The organism is Parundibacterium terreum (assembly GCF_014636315.1).
Taxonomy (GTDB): Bacteria; Pseudomonadota; Gammaproteobacteria; order Burkholderiales; family Burkholderiaceae_D; genus Undibacterium; species Undibacterium terreum.
This window is the reverse complement of record NZ_BMED01000001.1, coordinates 1,222,232-1,242,489: the sequence shown is the minus strand read 5'-3', so window position 1 is coordinate 1,242,489 and position 20,258 is coordinate 1,222,232. Positions and strand designations below refer to the sequence as shown.

The following is a 20,258-nucleotide window of genomic DNA, read 5'->3' as shown; positions in this document are numbered from 1 at the left end:
GCAGGAAGTCTTCAGCGATGTCAGGCGGCGGCAAATAAGAGTGGGATGCTGCCGGCCGGGGAATAGCGAAAAAAATTAAAAGCTATGGGCGAGCGTGGATAGCTCGCCGCGCAATGCCGATGCGCTGGATGCGCCCACCTGCTGCTCGAACTCTGCCTGGGCCTGTTGCCAGTAAGTTTCGGCCTTCTTGAATTTTTTGCGGCCGTCGGCAGACAGCGAAAGGGCTCGTTTGCGAGAGTTGTCCGGGTCTGGAGCCTGCTCTATATAGCCCTCGCGGGTGAGCGGCTGAATCGCGCGCACCAGGCTGGTCCTGTCCATCACAAGTTCGTCCGACAGCTGCTGCATGCCTATGCCGGGGCGTTCGTGGATCACGGACAGGACGCTGAATTGCACTGAGCTTAATCCCGAAGGCGCCAGGTAGCGGTCATAAAAGGCGGATATCGCACGCGTTGCTTTTCGCAGCGCGAGACAGTTACAGGATGCGATGTTTAATTCGGATTGCATGGTTTCCTCAGGCAGCGAGAACTTGTATTTTTCATTATCCGGCTTTTGTCCTGGTGCGACAAGGCTGGCGTGGGCATCCTCCCTTATCCGCAGTATCGGTTTTCCGGGGTAGCGCAAAACCCGGGGTAGACATAAATCCAGTTCCACAGCCATAATCGCCCCGCCGGGATGGATTTATTTTTACTATCCTTAATGCCCTACCTACGGAGCACTGCATGCCTGAATCAAAGCTGGAACTCGATAGCGATAATGCGGTTTATAGAACCTTGCTGGAATCGACCAAGGCCATCCCATGGAAGATAGACTGGGCGACAATGAAATTTGCCTACATAGGGCCGCAGATCGAGCCTTTGCTGGGCTGGAAGCAGGATAGCTGGCTGACGGTAGACGATTGGGCCACGCGCATGCATCCGGAAGACCGCGACTACGTGGTGAATTTCTGCGTGTCGCAATCCAAGGCCGGCGTGGATCACGAAGCGGATTACCGTGCGCTGACCAAGAACGACGGCTACGTCTGGATACGCGATGTGGTGCATGTGGTGCGCAATGAGCAGGGTGAAGTGGATTCCCTGATCGGCTTCATGTTCGATATCAGCGAACGCAAGAAGGGTGAAGAAAAGCTGGTCGCCCTACAGAAAGAGCTGGAAGCGCTTTCCTTCAAGGACAGCCTGACAGGCGTGGCCAATCGGCGCAAGTTTGAGTCGGTTCTGGATACCGAGTGGGCCAGCGCGCGGCGCAACGGACAGCCGCTGTCGCTGATCGTGGTGGACGTGGATTTCTTCAAGCAGTACAACGACTATTATGGCCATATCCGCGGTGACGAATGCCTGAAGCAGATCGCACAGGCGCTGGGCCTGTCGGTTACGCGCTCCAGGGACCTCGTGGCCCGCTTCGGCGGTGAGGAATTTGTGCTGGTCTTGCCGGAAACCGACGCCGAGGCGGTGCTGCATGTGGCCGAGCGTTGCAAGCGTAAGCTGGAAAACCTGCAGATCCCGCATGAGGCTTCCTCGATTGGCAGGTTCGTCACTGCCAGCATGGGCGTAGGGACGATCCGGCCTTCTCCAGAGATGGAGTCCAAGCACTTTGTCGAAGCGGTGGACAAGCTGCTGTACAAGGCCAAGCAAAACGGCCGCAATCGTATCGAGTTTGAGAACTTGTAGCTTCATAGGTGGCCGCCGAGTAGAACATTAGTGCGGTCACACGGAGGGGCGTGATAGCATTGTTGGCGGGATTCAGGCAATTGGAAATAAGCCAGGCAAGGGCAATTGCAGTTTTTGGGCGTAGGTGACCATCAATAAGAAAAACCTGAAAGGGTGATTGATGAATATCCGTGTTGACCGGGTGCAAGAAAACAAAAGCTCATCCGTGGCGAGCGCCATCGCGCACAAGCAGAGCGGGCCTGAGTCAGCCTTTCAGTTTGTTGACCAGCGGCCGGAAGCGATTGCACAAAGAAAGCTGCAAGAGACGGCAGACAATAGCCCGGGAACGAGCCAACTGAGAAGCTTGCAGGCAATGGCGAACAGGCACGCGGCTCTACAGGTGCAGCCCACCCAGAAGAAAGAAAATAATACCGGCCTGCCGGACCATTTAAAAACAGGAGTGGAGCACCTGTCCGGCATGTCTATGGACGATGTGACGGTGCACTATAACTCGGATAAACCTGCGCAGTTGCAAGCCCATGCATACGCGCAGGGAACGGATATCCATCTGGCCTCGGGGCAGGAAAAGCATTTGCCGCATGAAGCCTGGCATGTGGTTCAGCAAAAGCAAGGCCGCGTAAAAGCTACCCTGCAGCTGAAAACAGGTGCCAAGGTCAATGATGACAAGGGCCTGGAACATGAGGCCGATGTCATGGGTACAAAGGCCGCCTCGTTGGCGGCCATGCCGGCCACAAGTAATAATGTGGGCAGCGGATCACCATTCCAGCTAAGCGGCGGCCAAAACCAGGGGCCGCTGCAAATGGCTGGAATCATTCAGAGGGCAGTCGGGCTGGAACTGCAGACCACCTTGCCGGTGTCCCGCGATAACGGCGTAGACTTCGGTTACCAGACCGTTCTGTACCGCGACCTCGGAGTTGGTTTCACCGCCGCACGAAACCCGATCTTCGAATTATCCGTTGACTCTGACACGGTGCCTATGCCGGCGCAAGGAGGGACGGAGCGGCGCAAGGTGGAGGTGGTGGAATTGGTGACGCCTCCTATGGATACTGTTCAGTCTATGACGCGTGTCGCAAACAGGATAGAGCACATGCGGCTGGCCATCGCACAAGCCACAGGTAATGCCACCCATCGAGTCGCTATCCAGAATGTTATCGCTGCCTACGAGGCACGCCTGTCAGCAGCTTTTCCCAATCACTTTGCAGATGGGATGAATTATTATGAAGCGCGTCAGCGTGCAGCCGGGATACTGGAGCCGACTGCTTTCTTCGGAGCAGAAGGCGGACGCTGGCAAGACCATATGGCGGTTCGGCCCCAGGCCACCTTCGGCGTCATGCTGGAACATCTTAACAGCGCGCTCAGCCGCATCCTCGCCAACCCAAGGCTGGTCAAGAATGAGGCTTTCAGGCAGGCTTTTATCGATCTGCTGGCGCAGGTCGATCAGGAGGTGCCTGCTAGCAAGGTCAAGGGCTTGTTCAGCATGGTTCGCCTCTATTTAGCGACTATGCAGGCGGACACCCAATTTGATTATCCCAAGGATGCCGCGCCTTTCATGGCCAGAACCGATTTCCATTCCATGCACCAGACCTTGGACAACGACAGGGAAAAACCGTATTGGAATCTTATTGCGGATTCATTTGTGGAAATGCAGGGTACGCCGGTACTGGGGGGCGGGCTGGCGGGACGGGTGCAGGATAGGTTGGCCGGACCGGATTCCTATGCCTGGATCCGCTCTATCGGGAACCCGGCAGATGCATCGGTGGAAGCGGAACGTGTAGCCTATGTACAAGAAGCGCTGCTGGATGATGTAGCGGGCCTTATCGGGACTTTGGATAGCAACGACGCCATCACTAATGCATTACAGGATGGCTCCCGACCGCAGCAGGAACTCCAGCAAGCTCGCAGAATTTGGAGAAATATCTGGGAAATAAAGCGCGTGCCCGCGCCGCAGGACATAGTTTCCCTGGTTACTTTTGCCGGCTTGCCTGATCCCGGGCCGCAAATCCAGCCCATCTATGCCAGGGCGACGCAAGAATTGCAGAACCCCACCAAGGACATGATGTCCAGCGGCACGGTGAGGCGCCAGGTCAGCTCCATGGGATCGCTGGCCGTTCCCGCACAAGGCCCCGAAGCAGGCATGGCTATTCTGGAAAACCGGGTTGTGCCGGACTGGGCAATTCACGTCGGGCCAGATCAGGAAACTCCATGGTCGCAACAGGTCATGACCATCTTCCAGGACCTCAAGGCGATCCTGGATGATCCTCAGACATCGTTGCCCAGGCAAGGCACACAATAATCGGTAGCTGAAAAAAAATAAACGCCATCAAAATGGCGTTTGTCCCAAGTGCGATTCAATGCTAGTCCAGGTGCAATGCCGCACCGATGCCATTAATACGGTAGCGCAAGCAGCGTTTATGTCGGTTGCACCATCTATAAGCGAGGCGTGCGCCTCGCTTTATTGGCTACGTATCAGCGTGCCGAGCGGCGGCGGCTCAGGCCGAGTGCGAACAGGGCCAGCGCCAGCAATGCCAGCGTGGATGGTTCTGGTACGTTGGCTGCTGCAGTGCCGAACACGTCCAGCTTGGCAGACAGCAGATTGAAGCTGTTTGCACCGGCGGCTTCATCGGCAAACCACAGGCCGAAGTTTTTGCTGGCGACGATGCTGTTGAAAACATCCAGATTGGCTGCTGTAAAGTTGAACACCTGGGTGTACACGCCATTGCTGTTGACCATGTCGAACAGGTTGTTGCTGCCGGTATTGCCGCTGGCCGGACGGACGTTCCAGTCTTCCAGCACAGGGATAAAGCCGAGGATCCAGTTGATATCGTTGGTTGCGGAGAAACTGAGAGTCAGCTTGAAGCTGCTGACGCTGCCTGCGTGCAGGGAAGAAAAATCAAAGCTGTCGCTGAAACGGTTGCCGCCGCAAGCTCCGGCGCTGTCAGCGACCGACAAAGAGCCGGATTTGACGCAGGAATTGCCCGCGCTGTAATCGGCGATCTGGCCGGATGCACTGCCGTAGGTCTTGTTCACGGAGCCCAGCAGGATAGGGGAGGCTTGAGTGACGCTGGTCAAAAAGGCGAGAGTCAGAGGTGCGATGATTTTCAGTAATGTGCGCATGTTGAACCTTTTAAATTGGGTGATCTCATAATGCCGCGCTGATATCGCGCGGTTTGATGGATTAAAAGCAATAATTGGGCCAGTTGTAACAATTTCTTACAAATCAACGACATAGCGTTCTCAAGAGAAACTATTTCTCAAGAGAATTTATTAAGTGTAAAAAATTTCGACAGTATGTGCGGCGTCTCAGGTCCCCTTGCTTGCCAGGCGATGGATTTGTTGTGCTTGGAATGGACGTCGGCTACCCTGAAGCATGCACAGGATCACGCGCGACAGTCATTGACGACTCTTGTGCCAAAGACCTGGCCTCTTCTCCCAAGGAGCAAACATGCAACTCGGTAATTTTTCTGTCGGCCTGGCGGTCAAGGATCTGGCGGCGTCGCGGGCGTTTTATGAAAAATTAGGATTCACGGCCTTTGGCGGCGATGCTGCCCGTAACTGGCTGATCCTGAAGAATGGCGAGCACATCATAGGTTTGTTCCAGGGGATGTTCGAGCAGAATACGCTGACCTTCAACCCCGGTTGGGATAGTAATGCCCAGCAACTGGAACACTTTACCGATGTGCGGGAACTGCAGCGCAGCTTGAAAGAGCAGGGTGTGCAGTTTGTGACGGAGGCGGATGAAACATCGGCGGGGCCGGCGTTTTTCATGCTGATGGATCCGGACGGCAATCCGGTGCTGGTTGACCAGCATGTGTAACAGCAGGGCAAAGAAGGCAAGGTGACAGGTACCGCACGGTTGTTTGATTAATTTCTTTGAAGCAGAAATTCCGCCCGGACCTGTCAGCCTAGATTATAACGTTGTCAAAAAGAAATGTGCGATCTTTACAATTGAGATACTTTGTATCAAACCGATACAAAAGGCCTCAGTCTTCCTGCGCTGCCAGCAGCACGCTCTGAGTATGGGCTATATGCTGTTCCAGCAGGCTTACTGCCTGTTCTACATCCTTCCGCCGCAAGGCTTCCAGTAGTGCATGATGCTCGCGTTGCGGCTGTTCGCGGCCCACCGTGTGAGAGATATATACCCTGGTATAGCGCTGGGTGCCCAGCACCAGGTCTTCTATCATCTTCAAAAGCCGGGGCTTGTTGGCCGCCTTGTACAGCGCCAGATGAAATTCCAGGTTCAGCGCAGACCACACGCTGGGTTTGCTGGAGGCGTCATAGCGGTCCAGGATGGCGGCAGCGTTTTGCAAGTCTTGCTCAGTCAGGTGGGGCATGGCCAGGCGCAGCGCGCGGGTTTCCAGGCCTATGCGGATATCCAGCATCTCTATCACTTCCGACAGGGAATGGCTTGCCACCACGGCGCCCTTGTTCGGCTCATGGCGTATCAGGCCTTCCGCTTCCAGTGTTTTAAGCGCCTCACGTACCGGAATCCGGCTGACGCCGAAGCGCTCTGCCAGCTCTTCCTGCTTCAGCGGAACGCCGGCAGACAGCACGCCGTCAAAAATATGCTTCCTGATCGCCGCTGTAATTTGCTCGGAACTTGGCTTATCCATATCCGCCTTTATTGATTAAAACCACCATGCTGCTCCTTTGTTTTTATCCTGATTTTGGGATTTGAAAAAAATTATACATTATTGGATCCAATTTAGTATACAAATTTTGAGAGCTGCATACGATGTTGTGAGGTATGCAAAGTCGGCATTGTTTTTCAGTTAAGGGGCAGTAATGAGTGCATCAGAGAAAAATCATTTTGACGTGGTGATCATAGGCGGTGCGATCATGGGTTCTTGTGTGGCGTATTTCCTCAAGCAAGCCAGCCCGGCAATCGAAGTGGCTGTGGTGGAGCCGGACCCGACCTATGAATTTGCATCCACACTGCGCGCCTCCGGCGGCGCCAGGCGATTGTTCTCTTGCCCGGAAAATATTGCGATGTCGAATTTCAGCATAGCCTTCATCAAGCAATTTCCGCAGGCAATGGCTGTCAACGGCGAGGCCGCGCATTTAGACTGGATAGAGCAGGGCTATCTGTTCATCGTGCATGGCGAGCATATGCGCCTGATAGAAGACAATGCCAGGACACAGCGCTCGCTGGGCGCGGAAATCCATATCCTCGATCGCCAGGGTTTGCGCGACCTGTTCCCGTCCATGCATGTGGATGACCTGGACGGCGGCGCGTATTCACCGCGCGATGGCTGGTGCGATCCATCCAGCTTCCTGCAGGGTGTGAAAAAGAAGGCGCGCGCGCTGGGCGTGCAATTCATCCAGGATAAGGTGACGGCGCTGGGCACTTCGCAGCATGCGGTGACTAGCGCCACGCTGGCATCCGGCCGCGTGCTGGGCGCGGAACATTTCGTCAATACCGCCGGCCCCTGGGCCAGCGAGATTTGCGACATGATAGGCATGCCGCTGCCGGTCAGCCCGCTGCGCCGCTTTGAGCATTACTTCACCGGCCAGAACAAGATAGAGCCGCTGCCGTATGTAAAAGACCTGGCCAGGCTGGCTTTCCGCCCGGAAGGCGCAGGCTATTCCGGCGGCCTGGTCAATTCAGACGAGCCGCGTGGTTTCAATTTTGACGTTGATCATGATTACTTCGAGCGGGTAGTATGGCCTGCGCTGGCCCACCGCTTTCCGACGGCGTTTGAGGGCAGCAAGTGCCACCGTACCTGGTCCGGCCTGTATGAACAGTGCGAGCTGGACGGCAATCCCATCATTGGCAACTGGCAAGGGCGCTTTGATAATTTCCATGTGTCCGCCGGTTTTTCCGGGCATGGCATGATGCACGCACCAGCCGCCGGCCGCGCGATTGCAGAACAGATACTGACAGGGCGACAGCAGACCATAGACCTGTCACGCCTTGGCTACGCAAGGGTTGAAAACAATCAGCCCTACCGCGAGAACGGCATACTTTGATTGTTGGGTGATACAGGAAAAGAATTGAGGGCGTAGCAGGGGGGAGATGCGGAGGGGAGCGAGGGACGGGAATGAGCCTGCTCCAGGCCCATTCCTTTAAATCATATTACCTTGCTGCCTTTGCCGAAGTCGCATCCTGGAAGCCGATGCGGTCGGTGGTAGCGTTGCGGGCGTCGTCCGGGTTGATCTTCTTCGCGCGCAGCAATTGCACCAGTGCCGAATTCATCGAATGGCAACCCTCATGGACCTTGCCGCCGGCGCCATCCATCAGCGCGCGCAGATCGGCAAAGCTGCTGGACTCTATCATCCGCACTACATCCGGATTCGTGGTCAGGCATTCTGTGGCCAGGTGGTAGCGGTCGCCTTCCAGCGATGGCAGCAGGGCCTGGCACAGCACGCCGCGCAGTGCTTGCGACAAGGCCTGCGCCTGCGGTTCGCCATTGCCCAGCAAACGCAGCATCTTTTGCAAACCCAGTTCAGTAGAGCGGGCATGCAGCGAAGCCAGTACCAGTGGGCCGGATTCTGCCAGTGCCAGTGCTTCCTGTGCAGTCTGCGCATCGCGGATCTCGCCGATGACGATTACGTCCGGACGTTCGCGCAGTGCATCCAGCGCGCCGAGGTAGTAGCTGCCGACGTCGCCGTCAAAGCCGACTTCACGCTGCGTGATCACGCACTTGCGTTGCGGGATCAGGGTTTCTACCGGATCTTCAATCGTGATGATATGGCCGGAGCGCGTCTTGTTAATCTGGTCGATCATCGACGCGATCGTGGTGGATTTGCCCTGGCAGGTATCGCCTATGATCAGCACCAGGCCGCTGGTGAGCTTGGCAAAGTCTTGCTCGCACTGGCGCAGGCCGAGCTGGTTCAGCTCCATCGGTTCACGCGGGAAACGGCGGATCACGCAGCCCAGGCGCTTCTTGCCCTGGAAGGTGAAGCAGTTGGCGCGGATACGGGCGGTGTTCAGGTCGATGGAACGGTCAAAGGCGCGATCCTGGATGCGCTCGGACCAGTTCGGTTCTATCACTTCAAAAAATTCTTCCAGCTCTTCGCGGGTGATCGGCGAATCGGTCACGGCGACCAGGCCCTTTGGCTGGCGCAGCATGATGGGGCTGTTTTGATGGATCAGGATGTCGCTGAAACTCAGGCGCGAGTTCAGCAAGTGCAAAATTTGCTCGACCAGCGTGCCAAACACCGGATGGTCTTCATTCTCTATATACGACAGCGTACGAATTTGCGAGGACACGTGAGCTTCCATCATTCTTTCTTCTCCCAGTTGAAACGTTTTCGCTGATTATAAACTCAGTATATTTGCGACAGGGAAAGATTTTTCATTTGTCGCATTTTTTTCAAAGAAAGGCCGATGGAATAGGGCAAATCCTGTGGTTTTACTGCGTTTTTTTGACGACGCAGCGAGGTGTGCCGGCTTTTGTTTGCATTTGCAGGCACGTGGTGCTGAGTCTGCTACTTCACCCGGCATCGATGTCTTAATTTTTTAACTGCCCTTTATTGTTGTTTTTGTAATTTAATTAATCGGGCTGAGCCAGAGTATAGAACTTGCTATGGCCAGGCTTTTGACACGGGAGGCGCACGATTTGAAATAGACCTCAAGTTTTTGAGAGCGTCTTCATTGTTTTATATTTTGTATCTCTCTCGCGTGACGGAATATGGTGGGTGAAATAAACAGGCTTTCAATTCTTTTGTTCTCCAAGACGTAAAACTCATCTCCGCAAGTTTTTCGCTGTCCTGGATGGTAAGGGAAGCTTATAGTCAATTTTCTTTTGCTTTCTACAGCAAGAAAGTTCCAGTTGAACGAACGCCAGGCCGTGCAGGCATCCAGGTGATTGATATCGAGCTGCCTTTCACATTTCCCATGGTCATTTGCCGACTTTTTCAGGCAACGCTTATAGGTTTGATTGTCCTGCTCAAATTCTTTCGCAATTGCATTGGCTAGCAACTGGTGTAACTCAGCTTCCGCATCATCTTTAAAGAAGGATTCTATGGGTACGGCTTCGCTGGTCACTGTGTCAAATACCACGCTCTTACTAGTGTGCGGTTCAAATAACGTGAAAAATAGGTACTGCCCGAAGGCACGATCCAGACTCAGCAATGAATTTGTGATTGCTGCTTCTCGCACCGCTTTGTCTCCTTCAAGCGCTTTTACGACAGCGGAGTCTCTCATTTTGAGAGCCGTCGGTAACAACTCTTCGTCATAAAAAAGACTATTTAAGGAAAGAGTGCGGGTCCAGGCATTCAATTTTTGAAGATAGGGTGTTTGGGGCTGGAGAAAGACTGGATACTCCCACACTATCTGGGAACTTCCGTTTTCAGGAGCCGCTTCACTGTCTCCTTTCCACTCTTGAACTTCCGCCCGGGCATATTTGAAAACGATAGGTGCGCGAGAATCGCTTTCTGCAGAGGCGAAAGCGAAAGTAGCAAGAAGCAGGTGACTTGCGAAGACCAGGAAAATAGATACCCCGTATTTGTAACGGATGTGATCGATCTTGATCATATGGCGAATAATAAAAATATTGGGAAGTAGTCAATGACGTAATACAGAATGAGCTAGTACGCCTCCAAGATAGCTGGAATTAGGTCAGGCCATGCAGGAAGGCTGGCACCATCTTTCCACTGGCCGCATTATTTTTTTGGCCAGCTACCGCTTATCCCCTCAGGCGCGTAACATCACTTTTCCTGCGGTCAAGGTCTTCCTTCCCGATGTTTTGTATCTCCTCATATTCTTTCCTGACCTGTGCTATCAATGTGTTATAGGTCGTAAGGTCTTCATCGGACTGGAATATCAATTTGCCGTCCTTGTATTCGATTTTTCCGAGGTGGCTTTCGCAAAAGGCCAGGATCTGTTTTTCCAATTCAAGCAGGGTGCGCATGCGTTCCGCCTCCCTGACCTGGATATCAAAGACTACGGCAGATTCCCTGTCATTGTTGGCCATCAGTTCCTGCCTGCGTTCCGGGGCCATGGGAATATTCAGGATAGTTTTGTCATACTCCGCCCATAGCGTTTCGTAAGCCTTGGCGTGGGCGCTAAAAACATTTTCGGCCGCAAGTATGGACAGGTTGCCGGTTTCCAGGCCTTCGCGTGAAACCAGGTTTTCTGCTTTCAGGACATCCGCCAGATTGAGCTGGCTATTTTCCCTGGCGAACTGGCGCCGCATGCGGGCCTGGCGGCGAAGTGTTTCAAAGGTTGCTGATGCTTCCTGGTCAAAAGCACGCACGCCGATGCGCGGCAGGCGATTGGAGGAAACTGCCGCCGTATCAAAGGAACTTTCGCTTTCTTTTTGCATTTCGGATTCGAGCAGGTTGGCGATTTCCTTGCGCACCTGTCTTGCCCTGGATTTGACGACTTCACCGGACCACTCTCTGAACATCGCTCGGGATTCCTTGCTTGCATTCTGTTCCGCATTAAGCAGGCTCTTAAAGGTAACGGAAGCCTGGAATGCGTTGATCTCCCGCCTGTCTTCCAGCGGCATCTTGGCAAAGACCAATTTGGCCGCATCCAGCCCTGATTCCGCTTCAATCAGTGTCAGCCGCACGGAAAGTTTGCCGATACGCGTTTGCAAAGCCGGTATCAATTTTTTCGCATAGTCGCTGGAAAGATAGTTGGCATAGATGGGGGCCAGATGCTCGGCGATGGCGTCTGGCGTGGCAAAGCTGAGGTACACATCCGTTTCTAGTGCAGATTCCGGTTTGCTCCGGTTTTCTACTTCTATATTGCGCCGCATATAGGTCAGTACTACCTTATCCAGGCCCGACAAGCGAAACACTTGTTTGACATCTTCCACGCTGGCCGGGTTTGCCACCCTGGCGTCAGCGGCATATGCCGGCAGCATGGTGGAAGCAATACTGGCACCCAACACCAGATAACTGATCAAATGACGCGTTGACATACGTTTTAACATTTACTTCTCCCCAAATGGCGCGCGCTGGCGACCCTGTGTTTTATTGATCCCGGTCCGATTTTCAGGCCGGCGACCTGCTTTTTTATTTACGCAAACGTTCCATCTCTACCCGGGCGGCAGGCCGATACGCATTGGATAACACGCCTTTATCGACAGAGCGCTGGAGGTAGACGGTAGCCTTCAGCTTATTGCCGTTTAGCAGATTGAGCTGAGCCAGGTAGTAATAACCATCGCTGAGAGCGATATCCAGTTCGTCGCCAGTGCGGCGGTGTATCTGCCTGAGCACCTCCTCATCGCTGCGCGTATGCTCTACAGCGGCCAGCACAATCCCTGGCCACTCATCCTGGTCACTGATCTGGCTGCTGGTATGGTTGCGCGGATTGATGCGATGCAGCGAGATGGATCGCATGATTTCTGCGCGTGCTTTCTCTTTTGGATCTGTCAACCGTTCAAATGCCAGCGCGTAGCCTTCTGCGGCCTCGCGTGATTTTCCCAGGACATAGCTGGCCATGGCACGCTGGAAATAGCTTTTGCCGTCGCTTATACCCAGACTGATGGCCTGGTTAAAGTCGGCTTCACTGCTTTTCATGTCGCCGTTGAAGAATTCAATTTCGGCGCGGCAGCGTATCAGTTCATTCGATCCAGGTTTTTCTTTCAATGCAGTCTGGATATCGGCCAGTGCCTCCGTTTTTCTGCCGACGTGCGCGTAGCCCAATCCACGCGCGCATAGAGCTTCGGCAGTCGTTGCGCCGGCGCTGCGCGCGTCGGCGATGGCTCTGGAGTTGTTGCTGATGAGTCCCTCTTGCTGTTCGCTCAATCTTTGCTTGATGGGCGCATCCAGCAAGGGCCGCAGATTGCCTTCCTTCACATCGCTTTTGCGGATTTGCAGCGAATTTTCTACAAAGGCGCCCAGTTTGCGCACATCTGCCATGAAGTCAGGGACTTCTGCCGCCGGGACCCGGTCTGCCAGCACATTCAGTTCCACCGAGGCCCGTACCGTATGGCCGGTGAAAGAAAGATTTTCCTTGGCATTGAATCCGGCGTTTCTGAGTATCTGTTCGCTGGGCTGGTAGCCGGCGTTGAAATCTTCCGGCAGATTCAGTTCTATCTCATAGCGGTTGACCTGGCTTTCTCCCGGAATCATCAAAGGAAATACCCGGCGAGGATTTTCCGGCAGATAAAAGCGTTCTCTCAGATTGGATGCCTGGTAACGTAGCTGCCATCCGGTGTCATTTTTTTCCAGGAAGCCGGGAATGCGAAACCGTGTTTCAATTTTCAGGATATTGGTTTGCCGGTTATCGTCCACCTTGGGATCCGACAGTATTTCTGCGTTGGGATGCAGCCGGATGATGGAGGCAGTGTAGGCCTTGCGCAATTGCTCCCTAGTCTGGCGCGTGACATAGTAACGTACATTTTCAGCTTCCAGCCCGGTATAGCGGTTCGTTACCGCCACCACCGCGGGCCCGTCCACCTTGCTGAGCGTGACCTTGTCAATGCGCGTGTTGGAGAGAATAGTATCGACGGCAGCGGCTGGGACGATAGAGAGCCTGTCTGTGTCGCCGCGGATGACGAGCACCTGTGCCCCAGCGTGTACTTGCCCCATATTATCCAGGGGGCCATACTGCACACTGCGGGTTGGGTCGATAAAGTACACCTTGTTGTTCACCACCGTGCGCACAATAGCATGGTCGAAAGCCAGCGGCGTTGGCAGCATTTGCTCCAAACCCTTGTGCGAGTAAGTGGACACTAGTACCGGATCGGCTTCAATGCCAAGTTGCCGCAGCATGGTGACCAGCAGCAGTGCTTTGTCCTTGCAATCGCCATAGCGGCGCGACAGCACCAGATCCGGAGGAAAAGGCTTGTGCGAATTCTCGCCCAGCGAGATGGACAGGTAGCGGATATTCTCTTGCACATATCCCAGTGCCCGCTGCACGGTATCGTCGGTGTTGGCATTACCCAGCATGGAGGCTGTGGCTTCTTCTACGCGGACGGCAGGCGCCTCCACTTTGAACAGGCTCTCGGCCCATTGCGCCACTTGTTGCCAGTTTCGGAATTCGGAAAACTGTATCTGGCGAAATTGTTCCACGTCGGTCGGCGCATAGGGTTCGAAATCGATCGCGGCAAGGTTGTCGGCGCTGAAGCTGGTAATTTTTCTGTTTCCCGACTTTTGTTCTTTCGGAACGATGGCATTGCCCGGCCCGCTGATACGGTAGTAGATGGACCGGTTTTCCGGCGCATTGAGCGTAATGCGCTTGCGTTGCGTTGGAAAGCCGCCGTCCCAGGAGAATGACTGAAAGAATTTTCCGCCGAATACGGGATTGTTGCCGCTGATCGAGTAGCTGATATCCAGGGTATCGCCAACGCGGATGTCGTCGATGACGATGGATGCAGTGACCGAGCCGGTGTAAATGCCTTCATCCAGCGCTTGCTCTCTCTGCAGAAAACGTATTTCTGCCGTGCCGGTTTTGTCCATGCTAGCGCCGCCGCGAATCACACGCAGGGAATGCAGGGAGACTTGCTGATACTCCGGCTGGAAAGAAATCTCTATCTTGCCCAGCACGGCCAGCATGGAAGCGTCATTCGCCTGCAAGACCCGGTGCGCATACACGACAGGCTCCTTGTCGACATACACCTGCATATCCGACAAGCGTATTACCAGCGGGCTTTCCTTTGAGGCAGCGGGCGCAACTACCGAGGTGTCCACCCAGGGCGGCAAGGGCGTGCCACGCTGCAGGGATTTCTCTGCGCCACGCAGCTCCCGCACCGTTTGCGGCGCAAACGCGCTTGCAGGCTCGGCAGCATAAGCGGCCCAATGCAAGCAAGACGCCGCAAGCAAGAACAGGGCGCCGACGGAATTCAGACCCGGAAGCGCGCGCCTGTGCCTGGATAGCGCTGCTGCCGGCAAGGTGGTTGGCGGAGGAAGCTGCCTTGGGAATACATGTGTTGCTGTCATATCACTGTAGTGTATTGTTATTGATGTTGTGGAAGCAGGCTGCCATTATTTTTATGCGGTCTTGAAATCAGAGCCATCTGCGTATGCCGGCAGCCATTGGTCTCCAGCTGCCAGATTTTCAGCACCGTCTAAAGCCGGAAGCGTGCCAGTACGTATTCAGTGCTGGGATGCATGTCCAGATAGCCCATATTCCTTTTCCCGTTGACTGCACTATTGCCAGACATAGTGGCCGGGTCGGCGCGCATGCCGGATAGCAGAGTGAGCATAGGCGCAGCGGGTATCGCGCGCTCTTTCAGTAGGGATGCTGCATAGTCGTCAGCCTCCGCCTGCATGGAGTTCGTGTAGTGCAGGTAAAGCAGGTTGAGAGCCTCGCTCCGTGCCATTGTCCCGATGTCATTCAGCGGGTCTCCGGCCACATCGCCTTTCAGCCCGCTCACTTGCAGGCTTCTGTTCAAATGCCCCTTTTGTATATGGCCTATTTCACGCGCCAGCAGGCCGGCAAGCTGTTCTGCCTGCGCGCCTTTCAATTCAAGCGTTTTTCCGCTTCTGTCGCCATGCGGCCTGACGATACTGTCCAGCATCTGATCGGTAACCACGATGATGCCGCCAGGCAGTGCGACGACATTGGGTCCCAGGCGTCTTGAATTACGGACATACAGGCGTAGAGGGATGGCTGCAGACAAAGGAGCGACGGCATTGAAAATGTCCTGGACCTGGGCCACGCGCTGTTCGCTTAAGTGAGTCGGATTGCAGTAGGCCTTGTCCAGTTCAGCCAGCGTATCCAGTCCCAACTTATACTGCAGTGTCGGCATAGTTTCGGCCGGCACGATTGCGGCTTCTGACTTTTCGTGCGCGCGCAGCATCGCTATTCGCTGTGTCGTCTGTGGATGGCTGGCCAGATAATTTGATACGTTGCGCATCCATTTGGGCGTTTCGTTATCGTCGGCCGGCCTGTTTGCGTCCAGTTGGGCGAATAGATCCGCCATGGGGCCGATCGAGATGCCCCTCTGTGTGAGGGTCTTGATCGCATAGTCGTCGGCCTCGCTCTCCAGTTCGCGCGAGTATTCGCTTTGTATCAATAGAGCCGGCGCTGCCGTAGCCAACGCACTGAAATCCCCAAACAAGCTTCCTGTGATGGCTGCCGCCAGCCCATTGGACGCCAACTGGCGCATGCTATGGCGGTGCTCTTCGTGTCCGATTTCATGTGCCATCACGCCTGCCAGCTGTGCTCCTGCGAGCCCGGTAAGCGACCGCTCTCGCATGTTTTTATTAATTTGTACACCGGTGATCATCGCTATCATGCTGTCAGTAACAACGATGGTACCGCCGGGCAGGGCAATCGCATTCGGACCAAAAACAGCGGAATTACGGAACTCCAGTTTTAAGGGCAAGCGTGGAGAAATAGGCAGGACTTGCCTGAAGATAGCGCGCGCCTGCGACTGTTGCAGCGGCCCCAGCTGAGTTGGCAAAAACACTTTCGTATCCAGGCCAGCCAGCATCTGGGCACCCATTTTTTGCTCCAGCTCTACCGGAGCATACTCGGCCAGGCGGGTAGCGGCAGCCGGAATGCCCCAGTAGTAGGCTGCTCCCAGGCCCGCCACCATCGCAGCGACGGCGAGCAGGGCCACCGGCCAGCGCCCCTGCCAGCGTGCAACGCGTCCGGGCAGGTACTTCATCGCCCGCATCAGAAATTGCTGATCTTCCGCGGAAGCCAGTTCGCAATGTGAGCCGTCTGCAAAATGTAATATTCCCGGGGCATGCTGGAACGGTTCTTCCAGGCGCGCTTGCGCGACGCTTTCGGTTTTAGTTACGTCAGGACCGGACAGCAGGATGTTCCCACCAGCCACACTCAATGTCACCAGATGCTGGCGGCCGCAGTGGCCGTCAAAATAATATGCAGAAATCATGTCCGCCCCTACCAGGAAAGATCAATGCCGAGGAAGTCGGCAGTGCCTTCTCCACTGGCGCCGCTGGATTCCCGGTGTTCGGCGGCCAGCACGTTTGCAAATCCGCCGGCGGCGGTTACCGATACCTGGCCCAACCGATAACGATGCACCTTGACCAGGGCAAATGGCCGGTACAGGCCAAGGCTGAGCAGCGTGAAAAACACGTTTACTGCTTGCAGTTTCAGGTAGGGGCCGGCCCTCAGCCTGGATTCGATGCGCATGCCCTGAAAAGAGGTGTGCGACCATACCAGGTTCTGCAAGCGCACATGCAGATAGGGGCCTGAAAACAAATAGAGAAGATAGGTTGTTGCAAGCGTAGAAGCGAAGATGATTACCATAGTGGTGAAACTGCTTGCGGAATTGGTCGCAGCAGAGCTGGTTCGGTTTGCGATGCCAAACGTGAGCGCGACGATGCACGTCACCAGTACGAGGCTCATCAGGCCCAGCAGTATAGCGATAATGTAAGGGCGCCAGAAGCGGCTGCTGGGTAAGTCATATGTTGCCAGGGTGCTGCCGTATTTGATGTTTTCATGCTGATAGCGTTTGATGCGCGCATGCAGCAAGGGCCACAACAGATAGAGCATAAAGCTGCTGTAGGCGAGTGTGTTTGTGGGGTACAAGGCGAGCAAGGTGCCGGGTAGCAGGAAAACCAGCATCATCGGCAAATAGGTTGCGTAGGCGCCAGCAAGCGAGCCGTTAAAGTCAAAGCGCAAGCCGCGATAGCTGGTATTACGCGTGCGGAACCTCAGTGCGCTGCGCAAGAACCAGGGCATGGAGATAAACAGGAAAGCGACCACACCCACGCCTATCGCCTTTGAAAATCCGAAAGCATAGTGATAGGCGATAAGCAGCGCCAGGGCGATGATGCGGCCCCGTAGTATGGCTTTTGGATTGCCGTGAAAATTGAAAACGGCGCCGGCCAATTGCGTATTGCGCTCAAAATACTGCAAGCGCCGCACTTTGGCCCAGGCGGAGTAAATTCCGAGCGTGGCGATGGACAGGCAAAGATTGACTATCCAGATACGGAAATATTCGCTGCCGCTCCCGAGGAACTGGATGGAGTGGGCATCGTCCTCGGACGAGTCGTTGTGACTGGCCGCCCCTAGTCTTCCCTGTGACCAGTGTCTGGCAGCAGGGGCCGGCTGCTGTGCTTGTTCAGAGAGGGGAGAGGCATGTTCATGGACGACTTCTTCATACTGCTGCTGGCTCTTCTGCATGCACGGTCTTTCTTATAGCCGGTGATAGTAGTCTTTCCTTGTTTGCAATTACATTAAAGGCAATGTTGGATTTGTGCAATGTATTGAAAGTTGATGATGTAAAGACACAACTAGCCTGCCGCGCTTCCGCTCCAAACCATTGCATATAGCAGTGTCGGATCCCATCTGCAGGCTGGCGCTGGAGCGATCCTGATGATTCGTGCTCATCGCATAGGGCAAGGCTAAGCAGGAGAGGGATGGCTTTCATGTGCCCGAACCTCTCCCATCCATTCCGCATGCGCAGCTGCGAGTTGTGGACTGTGGGCACCGAGCCTTGCGGCCTGGCGTGGATGGATCAAGGGCAGCAACTCAAAACGCCGGCCGCGGAGGGAAAATGGGTGGCGCTGACCATACTGGCCTGCACGTATTCCGAAACCCGCGATTGATGTTTTCTCACACAAGCCCAGCACGCCAACGAACTCCTTCAGCGGCACGTCTCCCAGAGTCAGCAAGGTCTCTGCACCGGAGGAAAGGAATTCTTCGACGATCTCGTTCACCCGTGCTTCCGTAGCGAAGCGTTTGGGCACGGCGGGGATGGATGCAGGAGGAAGGCCCAGACGCTGCGCGAGAGGTGTGTATCTCTCGCTTACTGCCAGCGCCTGGCCGGGGTTCATTCTGCTCTGCGGTAGCAGGTCGCATAGCCAGGCGTGCTCGCGGGTGAGGCCTAATGGTTCCAGATACAGTTGGTCAAGCGCTACGCCGGAAGGCCCATTCATCCTTGAGCCGGGTGGCACCAGGCGGCCTGCTTCAGCAGGGACATGGATAGAGGCGATGATCTCTGCCTCAGCCTCGCCCGACCAGAATATCTGCGGTTCGCTTGCTACTGCCAAGGCGGCCACCCGGGTTGAACCATCGGGGTTCAGCCATCGCGCATGGACGGCACTGGCGTAGACGCCAAGGACGAAGATCCGGGCGTTGTGAAGAGGTTTCTGTGCCAGAGTGAGTAAGGGAGAACCAAAAGGAAAGCTATGCATGAGATATCAGCATTCTATAAACTGGCGATGCAGCCAGATTGTCAGAGCGGCGTTTTCTAATAGACGCTTGGAATTTTTCCATCGAATTGTTGTGTTTGATTTATGGCGACTAACCAAGCTCCTCAATCATTTTCTTTATTTTTTCAGCCTTCTCGAAATGATTCAGCTTGTGCGTTCTGATCCACCATTCGGCGGCTTCCATCAGTAACTCAGGATCGTCATTTTTGTTGGCGAAGAAGGCGTAGAAGGACAAGCCGACGGTCAGGCCTTTTTGCCTGATTTTTACATCGCAGACATCCCGTATTTTCTTTCTCAGGCTTTCTCTCATTGTTTCCTTATATACCGCAGATGGATGCGAAGCGATGCAATGCCAGGCGTCCAGCAGGTGCTCGCTGTGAATCTGGCTTTGCAGGGGTGATTTTTCGGCCTAGAAACCCTCACCGGTGTGCTCAATTTTCTTGCTGGCTAACGGTCGAATAAAGCCGAGTATCAGCCAAGACACGCCTAGCAAAAAGGCGATCAAAGCGAGTGCCAGCAGCTCCAATCCGAAATAAGCAAAATGCGCGGGCATGTGCATCGACATCATGGCGGTAAAAATTCCGGCTGCTCCTATCAGCAGCGCCGCGAACAGCAGTTTTGCGACGCGCCTCTGCGGTTGCAATGCCCAGGCCATCAGCAGTATCGAAAGCCCGACTATGCCTATTTCAGTCAGCACCGGTTCCAGTGGATAGGCTTGCGGTGTAGTGATGCCCCGGGCATGAATTAAATAATAGTCGGGGAGAAGGCCTGCCCATATCAGCAAGGTGGCGCAGAGCAGCCATATTGCTGAAAACAGGAGAGTGCTTCTTGGAATAGGTCTGGGGAACAAGCTCACTCAGCGCTGGCGATCGTGGCAAGATTACTTTGGCGCCCCATGCGACGACCACACCACGCTGAAGATCTTCCATTTGCCGTCGGCGGCTTTCAGTAGCTGCCAGGTTTCCACGCCATAGTTTTCCACTTTTTTATTGCTCAGGAATTCAAAATCGAACATGACCCAGCCCACGTGGCCGTCCTGGGTGATCTTGATGTTATAGAACTTTTCTTCTATCGCGTCGGCGGAATTGGCGACAAAGTCGGCAAAGGCAGGGTAACCGCCGCTGCGTATGCCGTCAAAGTTGACATCGGTGCTGTCATTAATCTTTTTGACAAAGCTGGCGCTGCCCGGCGAGCTGAACAGGATATTAGAGTTCAGCATCAGCGACGACAGCTGTTTAATATTCTTGCTAATCAGCGCCGCACGAAAATCCTGCGTGACCTGGTTGATGGCGGCGATATCGGCAGGGTTGCTGTCGTGCCGTCCTATGTGGTTGGACTGGCTGCTCTGCGTGGTCGGCTGGGCAAGCGCGCTGCCGCTATAAAGAAGACCGGTACTGAGCAGGCCGGCGCTGAGCAGGGAAGAGGCTAAGATTTTTTGCATGGCGGGTCCTATGGGAAAAGCTGCCTAACAAGCCGACTAACAAGCCGACTAACAAGCTGACTATGAATAGAAAGTCATCGTATCCGCGATTTGCCAGAAAGACAAGTCTCTACTGCCGCACTGCA

Annotated in this window: 17 protein-coding genes; 4 read left to right on the top strand and 13 right to left on the bottom strand. The window is 54.7% G+C overall.

The features are described 5' to 3' along the window. Window positions 1-75 precede the first annotated feature (75 nt). Window positions 76-504: a MarR family winged helix-turn-helix transcriptional regulator gene (locus tag IEW12_RS05805; RefSeq protein WP_188564991.1), complete on the bottom strand. Its 429-nt coding sequence runs from the start codon at window positions 502-504 to the stop codon at window positions 76-78. 215 nt (window positions 505-719) lie between these two features. Between IEW12_RS05805 and IEW12_RS05800 the strand changes: the two genes are divergently transcribed. Both IEW12_RS05800 and IEW12_RS05795 read left to right on the top strand, forming a co-directional pair. Continuing rightward, window positions 720-1,664, top strand: a complete 945-nt coding sequence (locus IEW12_RS05800; protein WP_188564990.1) for a GGDEF domain-containing protein — start codon at window positions 720-722, stop codon at window positions 1,662-1,664. 160 nt (window positions 1,665-1,824) lie between these two features. Continuing rightward, window positions 1,825-3,957 carry an eCIS core domain-containing protein gene (locus tag IEW12_RS05795; protein WP_188564989.1) on the top strand — a complete coding sequence of 711 codons (2,133 nt, stop codon included), beginning with the start codon at window positions 1,825-1,827 and terminating at the stop codon, window positions 3,955-3,957. A gap of 173 nt (window positions 3,958-4,130) precedes the next feature. Here the strand turns inward: IEW12_RS05795 and IEW12_RS05790 are convergent, their stop codons facing one another. Then, window positions 4,131-4,778, bottom strand: a complete 648-nt coding sequence (locus IEW12_RS05790) for a PEP-CTERM sorting domain-containing protein (protein WP_188564988.1) — start codon at window positions 4,776-4,778, stop codon at window positions 4,131-4,133. Window positions 4,779-5,106: 328 nt separating this feature from the next. Here IEW12_RS05790 and IEW12_RS05785 point away from each other — a divergent pair, with 328 nt between their 5' ends. Then, window positions 5,107-5,478: a VOC family protein gene (locus tag IEW12_RS05785; RefSeq protein ID WP_188564987.1), complete on the top strand. Its 372-nt coding sequence runs from the start codon at window positions 5,107-5,109 to the stop codon at window positions 5,476-5,478. A 166-nt stretch (window positions 5,479-5,644) separates the two neighbouring features. Here the strand turns inward: IEW12_RS05785 and IEW12_RS05780 are convergent, their stop codons facing one another. Beyond that, a complete protein-coding gene (locus IEW12_RS05780; RefSeq protein ID WP_188564986.1) occupies window positions 5,645-6,274 on the bottom strand; it encodes a GntR family transcriptional regulator in 630 nt (209 codons plus the stop codon). 172 nt (window positions 6,275-6,446) lie between these two features. On the opposite strand from IEW12_RS05780, the gene IEW12_RS05775 reads away from it, so the two are divergent. Further along, window positions 6,447-7,631, top strand: coding sequence for an NAD(P)/FAD-dependent oxidoreductase (locus IEW12_RS05775; protein WP_188564985.1), 1,185 nt, complete (start codon window positions 6,447-6,449; stop codon window positions 7,629-7,631). Between the two features lie 106 nt (window positions 7,632-7,737). On the opposite strand, the gene IEW12_RS05770 is transcribed toward IEW12_RS05775, so the two are convergent. The 10 genes from IEW12_RS05770 to IEW12_RS05725 all read right to left on the bottom strand — a co-directional run bounded on the left by IEW12_RS05770 (window position 7,738) and on the right by IEW12_RS05725 (window position 20,133). Then, window positions 7,738-8,886, bottom strand: a complete 1,149-nt coding sequence (locus IEW12_RS05770) for a type IV pilus twitching motility protein PilT (protein ID WP_188565677.1) — start codon at window positions 8,884-8,886, stop codon at window positions 7,738-7,740. 369 nt (window positions 8,887-9,255) lie between these two features. After that, complete coding sequence (locus tag IEW12_RS05765) at window positions 9,256-10,140, bottom strand: hypothetical protein (RefSeq protein WP_188564984.1); 885 nt, start codon at window positions 10,138-10,140, stop codon at window positions 9,256-9,258. Window positions 10,141-10,291: 151 nt separating this feature from the next. Then, the gene (locus IEW12_RS05760) at window positions 10,292-11,545 is read right to left on the bottom strand and encodes a hypothetical protein (RefSeq protein WP_188564983.1); all 1,254 of its coding nucleotides are present in this window, start codon (window positions 11,543-11,545) and stop codon (window positions 10,292-10,294) included. Window positions 11,546-11,627: 82 nt separating this feature from the next. After that, window positions 11,628-14,498 carry a DUF3857 domain-containing protein gene (locus IEW12_RS05755; RefSeq protein WP_188564982.1) on the bottom strand — a complete coding sequence of 957 codons (2,871 nt, stop codon included), beginning with the start codon at window positions 14,496-14,498 and terminating at the stop codon, window positions 11,628-11,630. Between the two features lie 128 nt (window positions 14,499-14,626). After that, the gene (locus IEW12_RS05750; RefSeq protein WP_188564981.1) at window positions 14,627-16,405 is read right to left on the bottom strand and encodes a M48 family metallopeptidase; all 1,779 of its coding nucleotides are present in this window, start codon (window positions 16,403-16,405) and stop codon (window positions 14,627-14,629) included. Window positions 16,406-16,413: 8 nt separating this feature from the next. Then, window positions 16,414-17,661 carry a YjgN family protein gene (locus IEW12_RS05745; protein ID WP_188564980.1) on the bottom strand — a complete coding sequence of 416 codons (1,248 nt, stop codon included), beginning with the start codon at window positions 17,659-17,661 and terminating at the stop codon, window positions 16,414-16,416. Between the two features lie 221 nt (window positions 17,662-17,882). Then, window positions 17,883-18,674 carry a hypothetical protein gene (locus tag IEW12_RS05740; protein WP_188564979.1) on the bottom strand — a complete coding sequence of 264 codons (792 nt, stop codon included), beginning with the start codon at window positions 18,672-18,674 and terminating at the stop codon, window positions 17,883-17,885. 109 nt (window positions 18,675-18,783) lie between these two features. Continuing rightward, the gene (locus tag IEW12_RS05735) at window positions 18,784-19,002 is read right to left on the bottom strand and encodes a DUF6500 family protein (RefSeq protein WP_188564978.1); all 219 of its coding nucleotides are present in this window, start codon (window positions 19,000-19,002) and stop codon (window positions 18,784-18,786) included. Window positions 19,003-19,101: 99 nt separating this feature from the next. Then, window positions 19,102-19,548, bottom strand: a complete 447-nt coding sequence (locus IEW12_RS05730; protein ID WP_188564977.1) for a hypothetical protein — start codon at window positions 19,546-19,548, stop codon at window positions 19,102-19,104. Between the two features lie 24 nt (window positions 19,549-19,572). After that, window positions 19,573-20,133, bottom strand: a complete 561-nt coding sequence (locus tag IEW12_RS05725; protein WP_188564976.1) for a Cif family virulence factor — start codon at window positions 20,131-20,133, stop codon at window positions 19,573-19,575. Between the last annotated feature and the right edge of the window lie 125 nt (window positions 20,134-20,258).

Excerpts from the sequence above, each read along its gene's own strand:
- IEW12_RS05805 (WP_188564991.1), bottom strand. The coding sequence starts at position 504 with ATGCAATCCGAATTAAACATCGCATCCTGTAACTGTCTCGCGCTGCGA.
- IEW12_RS05800 (WP_188564990.1), top strand. The coding sequence starts at position 720 with ATGCCTGAATCAAAGCTGGAACTCGATAGCGATAATGCGGTTTATAGA.
- IEW12_RS05795 (WP_188564989.1), top strand. The coding sequence starts at position 1,825 with ATGAATATCCGTGTTGACCGGGTGCAAGAAAACAAAAGCTCATCCGTG.
- IEW12_RS05790 (WP_188564988.1), bottom strand. The coding sequence starts at position 4,778 with ATGCGCACATTACTGAAAATCATCGCACCTCTGACTCTCGCCTTTTTG.
- IEW12_RS05785 (WP_188564987.1), top strand. The coding sequence starts at position 5,107 with ATGCAACTCGGTAATTTTTCTGTCGGCCTGGCGGTCAAGGATCTGGCG.
- IEW12_RS05780 (WP_188564986.1), bottom strand. The coding sequence starts at position 6,274 with ATGGATAAGCCAAGTTCCGAGCAAATTACAGCGGCGATCAGGAAGCAT.
- IEW12_RS05775 (WP_188564985.1), top strand. The coding sequence starts at position 6,447 with ATGAGTGCATCAGAGAAAAATCATTTTGACGTGGTGATCATAGGCGGT.
- IEW12_RS05770 (WP_188565677.1), bottom strand. The coding sequence starts at position 8,886 with ATGGAAGCTCACGTGTCCTCGCAAATTCGTACGCTGTCGTATATAGAG.
- IEW12_RS05765 (WP_188564984.1), bottom strand. The coding sequence starts at position 10,140 with ATGATCAAGATCGATCACATCCGTTACAAATACGGGGTATCTATTTTC.
- IEW12_RS05760 (WP_188564983.1), bottom strand. The coding sequence starts at position 11,545 with ATGTTAAAACGTATGTCAACGCGTCATTTGATCAGTTATCTGGTGTTG.
- IEW12_RS05755 (WP_188564982.1), bottom strand. The coding sequence starts at position 14,498 with ATGACAGCAACACATGTATTCCCAAGGCAGCTTCCTCCGCCAACCACC.
- IEW12_RS05750 (WP_188564981.1), bottom strand. The coding sequence starts at position 16,405 with ATGATTTCTGCATATTATTTTGACGGCCACTGCGGCCGCCAGCATCTG.
- IEW12_RS05745 (WP_188564980.1), bottom strand. The coding sequence starts at position 17,661 with ATGCAGAAGAGCCAGCAGCAGTATGAAGAAGTCGTCCATGAACATGCC.
- IEW12_RS05740 (WP_188564979.1), bottom strand. The coding sequence starts at position 18,674 with ATGCATAGCTTTCCTTTTGGTTCTCCCTTACTCACTCTGGCACAGAAA.
- IEW12_RS05735 (WP_188564978.1), bottom strand. The coding sequence starts at position 19,002 with ATGAGAGAAAGCCTGAGAAAGAAAATACGGGATGTCTGCGATGTAAAA.
- IEW12_RS05725 (WP_188564976.1), bottom strand. The coding sequence starts at position 20,133 with ATGCAAAAAATCTTAGCCTCTTCCCTGCTCAGCGCCGGCCTGCTCAGT.